Origin of the sequence: Pseudomonas sp. NFACC14 (assembly GCF_900106885.1) — a bacterium.
In the GTDB taxonomy this organism is placed as follows: Bacteria; Pseudomonadota; Gammaproteobacteria; order Pseudomonadales; family Pseudomonadaceae; genus Aquipseudomonas; species Aquipseudomonas fluorescens_AA.
The window spans coordinates 1-2,078 of the sequence record NZ_FNOA01000058.1; the positions used below are offsets into that span (position 1 = coordinate 1).

Sequence of the window (2,078 nt, forward strand, 5' to 3'; positions counted from 1 at the left end):
GCCAGTTGGCTGACCAGCAGCTCGATCGAACGCGCCAGCCCCAGCGCCACGCTGTCGCCCGGCTGTACGCCCAGGCCGACCAGATGACGGGCCAGGCGATTGGCCCGGTCGTTCAGTCCGGCGTAGGTCAGGCTGTGCTCGTCATGCACGGCCGCCAGCGCCTCGGGATTAGCCCGCACTTGCGCTTCAAACAGACCATGGACCGTCTTGTCTCGTGGATAGTCGCGTGCGGTTGCATTGAACGCGTCCAGCACCTGTTGACGTTCGGCTTGCGGCAGCACGGTCAGGTCCTGCAGACGTGAAGCAGGGCTGGACTCCAGCGCAGTGGCAAGGCTTTGCAGTGCGCGCTCCATGTAGGCGCAGACCCGTTGAGCGCCCACACCGCTCGCCGCCAGGACCGTCAAGGCGAAATCTTCACCCAGGTCGTCCACCGACAGCGTCAGCGGATAGTTGGTGCGGGCTTCCCCCCCCAGTGTCTCGATGCCCTGCCAGGCCAAGGCCTCACTCTGCGTATCCAACTGTTCACTGGAATTGCGGTAGTTCAGCAACGCGCTGAACAGCGGGATCGGCGCACTCACCCCGCTGCAGCGCTGTGCCAGCGCCAGCGAGGCGTGTTCATGCCCCAACAGCGCGGAGAGACGTCCATGAACGGCCTGGACACCCTGCCGCACGTCCTGCTGACCCACCGCCACCCGCAATGGCAAGGTATTGATGAACATCCCCAAAGCACGATCAGCGCCCTGGCCACCCTGCATCCGGCCCATCAGCACCGTACCGAACACCACGTCAGGTGTGCCCGAGACGCATGCCAGCACCTGAGCCCACGCCAAGTGATGGAGACTGGCCGCCCCCACCCCGGACATCCGTGCCAGACGTCGCAGACGGCGGCTCAGATCGCGGTCGAGCAGCCGCCTGGCCTCCTCGATGTCATTGCCGTCACCCTGCACCTGTTGCAAGCCGAACGGCAACGTCGGTTCATCCACGTCGCCGAGCATGTCGCGGAAGAACGCCTCGTGCTCTTCACGACTCACACCCAGGCGTGCCTGCGCCACATAGTGACGATAAGGCACCGGCGCATCCAACTGTCCGATCTGCCCCAACAAGTGCATCCGCATCTCGTGCTGCACCACCTTGAGCGCCGTGTGATCAAGGGCGATGTGGTGGAACAGCAGCAAGGCAACCCAATGCTGGTTGGGCTTGTCTTCGGCGAACGCCAGGCGCATCAGCGGTGCCTGGGTCATGTCGAGCCCATAGTGACGAGCGTCGAAACGCCGATGCAGCTGTTCAATGACGTCCCCGCCTTGCGGATCCGGCGTGAACGCCTCCAGGCCCAACCGCGCTTCGCGCCAGACCACTTGCTGAGGCTCGTCGAGACCCTCCCACACGATAGCGGTGCGCAAGATGTCGTGGCGATCGATGACGCCCTGCAACGCCCGAATGAAGTCGTCGAGGCGCTGCCGGTCCTGCAGGCCGAACAGGGCCTGCAAGACATAGGGATCGCCCTGCTCGGCCGAGAGGTGATGGTAGAGAATGCCTTCCTGGAGCGGTGCCACGGGATAGATTTCTTGCACGTTGCGCGCGCCACCCGGCACCGTCGCCACGATGCGGTCGATGGCATCCTGATCCAGGCTGGTCAACGACAGCATTTGCGGCGTGATCTTCATGCAGCCGTGGGCAATGCCGTTGGCCGGCACCACGATTTCGCTGCGCCCGCCCACTGCCGCCGCCAATGCCGACAGCGTCGGTTGGCCGAACAATACACGCACGTCGGCACTCAGGCCGACTTGACGCATGCGCTCGATCAGGCTGACGGCCAACAGCGAATGACCGCCCAGCTCGAAGAACTGGTCGTGACGGCCGACGCGCTCGACCTTGAGCAGGTCCTGCCAGATCTGCGCCAGGGTCGTTTCGACTTCGCCTCGGGGGGCTTCGTAGCCGCGGGTGATGAGTGCATCGTGTTCCGGCGCCGGCAAGGCCTTGCGGTCGAGCTTGCCATTGGGGGTCAGCGGCATGGCGTCGAGACGCACATAGGCCACGGGCACCATGTATTCCGGCAATTGCCCTTGCAAGTAGCTGCG

The 2,078-nt window shown here is 64.5% G+C and carries 1 protein-coding gene; it reads right to left on the minus strand.

Annotated elements, in window-relative coordinates; all coding sequences use genetic code 11:
• The coding region (locus BLU85_RS30085) for a condensation domain-containing protein (protein WP_092290085.1) at positions 1 to 2,078 on the minus strand (2,078 nt) is incomplete at both ends.